At 45.0% G+C, this 8,314-nt stretch carries 9 protein-coding genes; 8 read left to right on the forward strand and 1 reads right to left on the reverse strand.

The features are described 5' to 3' along the window. The 4 genes from AC1DWN_RS21665 to pssA all read left to right on the forward strand — a co-directional run. The coding region (locus AC1DWN_RS21665; RefSeq protein WP_477560977.1) for an antibiotic biosynthesis monooxygenase family protein at positions 1–181 on the forward strand (181 nt) is incomplete at its 5' end. Positions 182–418: 237 nt separating this feature from the next. After that, positions 419–1,786: a DNA repair protein RadA gene (gene radA, locus AC1DWN_RS21670; RefSeq protein WP_477560978.1), complete on the forward strand. Its 1,368-nt coding sequence runs from the start codon at positions 419–421 to the stop codon at positions 1,784–1,786. Between the two features lie 11 nt (positions 1,787–1,797). Continuing rightward, complete coding sequence (gene disA / locus AC1DWN_RS21675; RefSeq protein ID WP_477560979.1) at positions 1,798–2,874, forward strand: DNA integrity scanning diadenylate cyclase DisA; 1,077 nt, start codon at positions 1,798–1,800, stop codon at positions 2,872–2,874. An 88-nt stretch (positions 2,875–2,962) separates the two neighbouring features. Continuing rightward, positions 2,963–3,715 (forward strand): CDP-diacylglycerol--serine O-phosphatidyltransferase, encoded by a 753-nt coding sequence (gene pssA, locus AC1DWN_RS21680; protein WP_477560980.1) that lies wholly within the window; start codon positions 2,963–2,965, stop codon positions 3,713–3,715. Between the two features lie 78 nt (positions 3,716–3,793). On the opposite strand, the gene AC1DWN_RS21685 is transcribed toward pssA, so the two are convergent. After that, entirely contained in the window at positions 3,794–4,189 is a 396-nt protein-coding gene (locus AC1DWN_RS21685; RefSeq protein ID WP_475813315.1) for a nucleoside triphosphate pyrophosphohydrolase family protein, read from the reverse strand. 176 nt (positions 4,190–4,365) lie between these two features. Between AC1DWN_RS21685 and AC1DWN_RS21690 the strand changes: the two genes are divergently transcribed. The 4 genes from AC1DWN_RS21690 to gltX all read left to right on the forward strand — a co-directional run. Next, positions 4,366–5,463, forward strand: a complete 1,098-nt coding sequence (locus AC1DWN_RS21690; protein ID WP_477560981.1) for a PIN/TRAM domain-containing protein — start codon at positions 4,366–4,368, stop codon at positions 5,461–5,463. A 269-nt stretch (positions 5,464–5,732) separates the two neighbouring features. After that, positions 5,733–6,452: a 2-C-methyl-D-erythritol 4-phosphate cytidylyltransferase gene (gene ispD, locus AC1DWN_RS21695; RefSeq protein WP_477560982.1), complete on the forward strand. Its 720-nt coding sequence runs from the start codon at positions 5,733–5,735 to the stop codon at positions 6,450–6,452. Beyond that, positions 6,449–6,931 (forward strand): 2-C-methyl-D-erythritol 2,4-cyclodiphosphate synthase, encoded by a 483-nt coding sequence (ispF, locus tag AC1DWN_RS21700; protein WP_477560983.1) that lies wholly within the window; start codon positions 6,449–6,451, stop codon positions 6,929–6,931. Before ispD ends, ispF begins: the two co-directional genes overlap by 4 nt. Positions 6,932–6,997: 66 nt before the next feature. Beyond that, positions 6,998–8,314: glutamate--tRNA ligase (gltX, locus tag AC1DWN_RS21705; protein WP_477560984.1), on the forward strand; the 1,317-nt coding region annotated here is incomplete at its 3' end.

An 8,314-nucleotide genomic window follows, 5' to 3' on the forward strand; every position in this document is an offset into this window, starting at 1 on the left:
GGCTTCCTTCGATGGGTGGGTGAGCAGCGACTCATTCCGTCAGGCACATGCACATAGGGGCGGACAGCAGGGTGGAACTGGAGCAAGCGCTGAAGGTCAGCAGTCTGAGAGTGTCATGTTGGGCTCTCAATTGAGTACACATCGCGTATTAGTTGCACGTCAAGCTAAAATTGAAGTTTAGTTAAATTAAGGGTTACTCTAGCTAGCTCCCTTTTATCCAAGTGGATAGGAAGGAGCTTATTTTTGTATATAGATAGTCGTAACGAACAATGGAAAGTAGTACTAATCAGTTTCACAATATTTTTCGTATATAATGTGGGTTTATACAATGATGATAAAATGGTAAACTTTAAGTATTAAGGTATTGGCAACAAGATGTAAAAATGTCTTAGGGCACAAAACGTTTAAGGGGTTTAGGATGGCTAAAATAAAAACGAAATTTGTTTGTAACGAATGTGGTACTGAATCTCCGAAATGGCTTGGAAAATGCCCAGGCTGTCATGCTTGGAACTCCATGCTGGAAGAGACGGAAAGTGTTGTTAAGACCAAGGGTGTCGGATTGTCTACTGTTCATACGAAAGAAAAAGCACAGTCCATCATACATATAGAGAATGGGCATGAACCACGCATAGAAACAATGATGTTAGAGCTCAATCGAGTACTCGGCGGAGGTGTTGTGCCTGGTTCTCTCATACTGGTAGGCGGCGATCCCGGCATAGGAAAATCAACGTTGCTCCTGCAAACCTCACATGCTTTAGCGGTGAAGGGGTTGAAGGTACTCTATATTTCTGGAGAGGAGTCGGTGCGTCAGACCAGATTGAGAGCAGATCGTCTTGGTGCACTGACGGAGTCGCTGTATGTACTATGTGAGACTAATATGGAGCATATTAACGAAGCGATTGAATCGGTACAGCCTGATTTTCTTGTCATAGATTCGATTCAAACGGTGTATGATCCGAATGTGCAATCTGCTCCAGGGAGTGTCTCCCAAGTACGAGAATGCACAGCTCATTTTATGAGGGTCGCCAAAATCAAAGGGATTGCAACCGTACTCGTTGGCCATGTTACGAAGGAAGGTGCAATTGCTGGTCCAAGAATGCTGGAGCATATGGTTGATTGCGTTCTTTATTTCGAAGGGGAACGCCATCATACTTACCGGCTGCTTAGGGCGGTGAAAAATCGCTTCGGTTCCACAAATGAAATTGGCATTTTTGAAATGTGCGAGGATGGTCTGAGGGAGGTATCTAATCCTTCTGAATTATTTCTCTCCGAACGGCCGCTTGGCGTTTCAGGCTCGATAGTTGTAGCAAGCATGGAAGGTACGAGGCCGGTGCTTGTTGAGCTTCAAGCCCTTGTAGCAACAACCAACTTCCCTTCACCCAGAAGAATGTCAACAGGCATGGATCATAATCGGCTTGCGCTCATTATTGCGGTATTGGAGAAGCGCAACGGGATGTTTCTTCAGACGCAGGATGCGTATTTAAATGTAGCAGGCGGTTTGAAGCTGGATGAACCAGCAGTAGATTTAGCGGCAGCTGTCAGCTTGGCATCCAGCTTTCGGGATGCGCCTACAAGACCCTATGATGTGGTGTTCGGTGAGGTAGGCTTAACAGGTGAGGTACGTGCTGTGTCACGTGCTGAGCAACGAGTTAAGGAAGCGGAGAAACTTGGATTTAAACGAGTGATTATGCCGGAGAAGAGCTTAAAGGGCTGGAAAGCGCCCGAAGGAATTGAAATTATCGGCGTCAGCACGGTAGCGGAAGCACTCAAGGCAGCGCTTGGATAGGGGGCATATAGATGAAGGAACCTACGCAGCTTGAAGTTATGAATCAATTGTTACAATTAGTCGCACCAGGCACCCCTTTTCGAGAGGGGCTGGAAAATGTGCTTCGAGCCAAAACGGGAGCATTAATTGTTGTTGGCTATAGTCCGGAGGTTATGGAGGTCGTAGATGGGGGATTTTCTATTAACTGCGATTTCTCACCGAACTATTTGTATGAGCTTGCAAAAATGGACGGCGCTATTRTCCTAAGTGAGGATATAAGAAGAGTGTTATATGCGAACACACAGCTTATTCCGAACAGCTCTATTCCATCGACTGAAACAGGTATTCGTCATCGGACTGCGGAACGTGTTGCAAAGCAAACGGGTAAGCTCGTTGTATCCATTTCACAACGCCGCAATGTCATTACACTTTATCAAGGCAATCTGAGATATTCTCTCAAGGATATGGGCGTTATTCTGACAAAAGCTAATCAAGCCATTCAAACGCTAGAGAAATACAAAGCGGTATTAAGCCAATCCTTCACGAATTTGTCAGCACTTGAATTCGAGGAGCTCGTAACTTTACAGGAAGTAGCTCATGTTGTTCAGCGTGTTGAGATGGTTATGCGAATCAAGATGGAAATCAAACGTTATGTAATTGAGCTTGGAACCGAAGGCCGCCTAATTAGTATGCAAATGGATGAATTGGTTGGCGGTGTGGAAGAGGATGCTTGGTACTTACTTAAGGATTATGTGAAAGACAATTCGGATGAGAAAGTTAGAGAAGTACGGGCTGGATTGAAGAAGCTTAGCTCTGACGAACTGCTTGATGCTCCGCCAATTATCCGCTTGATGGGTTATCCGCATACGAACAATATGAATGACGAATCAGTATCGCCGCGCGGGTATCGATTGTTAAACAAAATTCCTAGATTGCCACTTATTATTATGAATAACCTGATCGATCGCTTTGGAAGGTTACCTCATATTTTGATGGCCACTATCGAGGAATTGGATGAGGTTGAGGGCATTGGCGAGGTGCGCGCTAGAGCTACTAAGGAAGGTCTCAAACGGATTCAAGAACAGATGTTCATTGACAGGCAAATCTAAATCCCATACAATGGATTGAATGTGGACCTGTAATTTGGAGGTACATTTGTACCCGGTTTTGGGGCATAGTAGAGAAGAGGTGGAAAAGATGATCGCAAAATCGATACCAAGCCTTTTCACGGTGGGGAACTTATTCCTAGGAGTAATAGCCATCATTCTTGTTTTTAATGAAAAACCAGAAACGGCTGCAATGATGGTATTAATTGCAATGCTGCTTGACGGTGTGGATGGACGCGTTGCACGTGCGTTGAACGTTCAAAGTGAATTTGGAAAAGAGCTAGACTCGTTATCTGATGTTATTTCATTTGGCGTGGCGCCGGCTTTTATAATGTATGTAGTAGCCTTTCAAGGACTTAATCCAGCGCTCGCTTGGACCGTAACGGCATTATTTCCGATATGTGGTGCTTTACGTCTCGCTAGGTTTAATGTTATTTCGAGTGCGCCTCCTGGATATTTTATTGGACTTCCAATTCCAGCAGCAGGCGGTGTTTTAGCAACTTTAGCTTTGTTTAAAGCCGACATCTACATCTCGGTATTACTTACTAGCACAATTGTTCTCTCGCTCTTAATGGTTAGTACCATTAGATATCCAAATTTCAAAAAAGTAGGTATTCCGAAGAACGCGGTTTGGGTCGTTCCAATCATCGTAATAATTGCAGTGGTGCTAGGACTTGTTTTGAAAAGCAGCCATTTGTCAAAAATTTTGTTTGTACCGCTGCTTATATATGCGCTGTACGGCTTAAAAAAAAACGTTGAACGTCGTTTACCCAAAAGAAACCGTAAAAGGAAAAACAGAACAGATGGTACCGAAGATCCTGTACAAACAGAGAAGCCAGCATAAATATGATCAGAGAATAAGAATGAGAAAAACGTCTTCATCACATGTCGTGTGATAAAGACGTTTTTTTTGTGTGCTTGATTACGTTAAATTAAATAAGCCTAGAGTAGAGCACTTGTCATATTCATCAGCGATAACCTCATCCAGTTGAATATCAAGCAGATTGCATAAAGCGGTCATATAAAATAAATTGCGTCCAAGATCGGCCTTAAGCACATCGCGACAATGCTCGCAAACGGCTCCCGAGAGGTGACTTTGTAACGTTGTCTTTGCATTTTCAAGATCTAGCTCATCTGAGTATTGCTGCTTACGGGCATTCAATTCGATACAACCGCAATCCGTGACGGCTTTAGTAACAGCTCGATTTACGGAAGCGCCGGCCTGGCCGAATTTTGACATAACATCTAGCAAGCTACGGTGTCTAAGCAATAATTCTGATACTTGCTGCTGAAATTGATCCAATGTAGGAGCGCTCATCGGTTCCACCTCTTTCACCAACCTCTTATGAAGTAATCTCAATTCCCATTATAAGCCTCTTGAGCATTGTTTACCAAATGTGAATTATTAAAAATTATAAATGTTTTCAAATAATAGAGTTCCCCACGGTTAAGTAGGCAATTATTGGAACATAATTGTAGTGGAGGTGAACCATAATGGTTAGACGAATAATTCAATTGATTGGTATGTTGTTCGGTGGAATGGCCGGCGGTGAAGTATATGGGTGGATGAACGGAGCGGCCATATGGTCGGGCTCATCGATGGGGATGCTGCAGCGATCCGGCACTTATTACATGAATGTAGCAGTTGGCGCGGTTTTTGGTGTTATTGCAGCAACGTTAATAGCAGGTCAAGTGATTCGTTATATGCAGAAGGGTGCAGAGCAAACGGCTGCTATTCCCATGCAGCAGTTGTTTGCAGGGGCAGGAGGACTGCTGGCAGGCTTGCTACTCACTATTCTATTGTATCCAGCTGTCTCTGGCTTAGATGGCATAGGCAGGCTCTTACCAGCGGTGATGATGCTTTGTTTCGGTTATTTAGGCTTGCAAATAGGGCTGCACAAGCAAGATGAGCTTGCTGCACTATTTGCGACAATGCTTGAGAAGCGCCGAGTTGCTCCAGCATCAGATGAAGCGGGCGGTTTTGAGGAACATAAAATTCTCGATACCAGTGTCATTATTGATGGGCGAATTGCAGATATTTGTAAGACAGGATTTATAGAAGGGACGCTAGTCATTCCTGAGTTTGTGCTAGAGGAGCTTCAGCATATCGCAGACTCTTCAGATTTACTGAAGCGAAACAGAGGTCGGCGTGGTCTTGATATTTTGAACAAAATTCAAAAAGAGCTCGATGTGCGGGTCCTCATCTACGAAGGTGATTTCGAGGAAATCGGTGAGGTTGATAGTAAGCTCGTGAAGCTGGCAAAGGCGCTTAAAGGTAAGGTTGTCACCAACGACTTCAACTTAAATAAAGTGTGCGAGCTGCAAGGCGTGTCTGTTCTGAACATTAATGATTTGGCTAACGCAGTGAAGCCTGTCGTCTTGCCGGGAGAGGAAATTATTGTTCAAGTCATAAAAGATGGCAAAGAGCATGGACAAGGCGTTGCTTATTTGGATGATGGCACGATGATCGTGGTAGAAGGCGGCCGTGACTATATCGGTACAACGATGGAAGTGCTTGTCACAAGTGTCCTGCAAACATCTGCTGGCCGAATGATATTCGCAAAGCCAAAGCTGTTGGAAAAAGCGCAGTAACAAGGTATGATAGTACTATTGTTTAAAATATAGGAAAGTACAGGTTTCATACTTATACTCTGCCTATATTTTTACGAGAAACCACTTGTCCTTAAACAAGGACGACGTAGTTGTTTCTTCTTAAAATATAGGGAAGTASAAGTTTCACGCTTATACTCTGCCTATATTTTACCGCGAAACGAGCTTATGCCGCCAGAAGACGGCGCCAGCCGTTTACGCTTATAACGGTATTATCCGTATACGCTTGATTACAGAGGCAGGTCGAAGGCATGGGAGCAGAATGGGGAGTTGTCGTTGTGGCGGCCGGACGAGGCACGCGCATGGGGACAAAGGAAAGCAAGCAGTACTTACAGTTAGGGGACAAGCCTATTCTCGTCCATACGTTGGAATTGTTTGAAGCGCTGGATTCGGTTACGGAAGTAGCGCTCGTCGTCGGGGGAGACGATGTGGAGCGTTGCAGGGAATGGGTGCTAAAGTACAAGCTTGCAAAAGTAAAGGCTGTAGTAGCAGGTGGCAAGGAACGCCAGCATTCCGTTCATTGCGGACTGCAAGCACTTCGTACGGAATGGGTGATGGTGCACGACGGTGTTCGCCCGCTCGTAACCGCGGCAGCCGTTAACGCTTGCTGTGCTGCAGCAGAGCTTAGCGGTGCTGCCGTACTTGCTGTTCCAGTTAAAGATACGATTAAACAAGTAAATGAAGCGGGTGTTATCGTTTCTACACCAGACCGCCGAAGCTTGTGGGCGATACAAACGCCCCAAGCTTTTCGTCGTGTCCTATTGCTGGATGCACATGAGCGTGCGTTATCGGACGGCTTTATTGGTACAGATGATGCTATGGTAGTGGAACGAACAGGCGCGAAAGTTACTGTTGCAGAAGGCGAGTATACGAACATCAAAATTACGACGCCCGACGACTTGCCATGGGCGGAATTTTTGCTCGCAAAGCGTCGTGCCGATTTTGTAGAGGGGAATGGTGAATACAAATGATCAGAGTAGGACAAGGGTTTGATGTGCATCAACTAGTAGAAGGAAGGCCTTGTATTATTGGGGGAGTCACGATCCCTTATGAGAAAGGATTGCTGGGTCATTCCGACGCAGATGTATTACTTCATGCGATTACAGATGCGATATTGGGTGCGCTAGGACTTGGCGATATCGGCAAGCATTTTCCGGATACGGATGCAGCGTTTAAGGATGCGGATAGCTTAAAGCTTCTTGAAGAGGTTTGGAAGCTTGTTAGAGAGCGTGGTTATAAGCTTGGTAATATCGATTCAACAATCATTGCTCAGAAGCCAAAGATGCTGCCTTATATACTACAAATGGCTGAGGTGATTGCAACTGCTCTTGAAGCGGATGTATCACAAGTGAATGTAAAGGCCACTACGACAGAGCAGCTTGGCTTCACAGGACGCGGTGAAGGCATCGCGGCGCAATCTGTTGTTTGCTTAATTAAGGATGTGCTATGATCGGTTTGATCAAATATAAGAAATTATAAGTTTTACACTGGTATTAATTCTAGGAGGGATTTTCAGATGACACAAGAAGTTCGTGTTCGGTATGCACCTTCACCGACAGGTCATTTACATATCGGTAATGCAAGAACGGCCTTATTCAATTATTTATTTGCAAGAAATCTAGGCGGTAAACTAATTATTCGGATCGAAGATACAGATGTGAAACGCAACATCGCTGGTGGTGAAGAAAGCCAGCTTACTTACTTGAAATGGCTGGGTATCGATTGGGATGAAAGCATAGATATCGGTGGAGGTTATGGCCCCTATCGCCAGACAGAAAGACTTGATATTTACAGCAAATACTGGCAAGAGCTGATTGATCGCGGCTTAGCGTATCGCTGTTATTGCACGGAAGAAGAGTTGGAGCAGGAGCGGGAAGCTCAGACTGCGCTTGGCGAGACGCCTCGCTATTCTGGTCAGCACCGTGATCTGACAGATACACAGCGTCAGGCTTTCGAAGCAGAGGGTCGTGTTCCGAGTATTCGATTCCGTGTACCGGAAGGCCGTACTTACACGTTCGATGACATCGTGAAAGGTTCGATTAGCTTTGATACAGCGGAGATGGGCGACTTTGTAATTGTGAAGAAAGACGGTATTCCTACTTACAATTTCGCAGTTGCACTGGATGACCATTTGATGAAAATCAGTCATGTGCTTCGCGGCGAGGATCATGTGTCCAACACCCCTCGTCAGTTGATGATCTATGAAGCGTTCGGATGGGAGCCGCCTAAGTTCGGACATATGACGCTAATCGTCAATGACCAGCGGAAAAAGCTAAGTAAACGGGATGAGTCCATCATCCAGTTCATTGAACAATACGATAAACTTGGCTATTTGCCTGAGGCTATGTTTAATTTTATAACCTTGCTTGGCTGGTCTCCAGAGGGAGAGCAAGAGATATTTACACGTGAAGAGCTTGTTCAAGTATTTAATCCGGAACGTTTAAGCAAAAGCCCTGCTGTATTCGATACGCAAAAGCTTAGCTGGATGAATAATGAGTATTTGAAAAAAGCTGACCTTCCTCGTCTAGTTGATCTATGCTTAATTCATCTTCAGAGTGCGGGCCGTGTATCCGAAATGCTTGATGCCGAAGGACGCGCATGGGTAACTGATCTTGTAGCGTTGCATCAGGAAAAATTGCGATATGCAGCTGAAATCGTACCAATAACTGAACTTTTCTTCCTTGATTCTGTGTCAGATGAGGAAGAAGCAACAGTTGTCCTTGCTGAGGAGCAGGTACCGACAGTGCTTAAAGCATTCCTTGCGTTGGTCGAAGCGAGTGAGACGCCTTTTCAAGTGGACAGCATTAAAGAGATGATCAAGTCGGTCCAGAAG

The sequence above is a fragment of the Paenibacillus sp. P4_A7 genome (assembly GCF_056402455.1).

Bases quoted from the DNA above. Each gene is read 5' to 3' on its own strand.
- pssA (WP_477560980.1), top strand. From the start codon at position 2,963: ATGATCGCAAAATCGATACCAAGCCTTTTCACGGTGGGGAACTTATTC.
- ispF (WP_477560983.1), top strand. From the start codon at position 6,449: ATGATCAGAGTAGGACAAGGGTTTGATGTGCATCAACTAGTAGAAGGA.
- ispD (WP_477560982.1), top strand. From the start codon at position 5,733: ATGGGAGCAGAATGGGGAGTTGTCGTTGTGGCGGCCGGACGAGGCACG.
- AC1DWN_RS21685 (WP_475813315.1), bottom strand. From the start codon at position 4,189: ATGAGCGCTCCTACATTGGATCAATTTCAGCAGCAAGTATCAGAATTA.
- radA (WP_477560978.1), top strand. From the start codon at position 419: ATGGCTAAAATAAAAACGAAATTTGTTTGTAACGAATGTGGTACTGAA.
- AC1DWN_RS21690 (WP_477560981.1), top strand. From the start codon at position 4,366: ATGGTTAGACGAATAATTCAATTGATTGGTATGTTGTTCGGTGGAATG.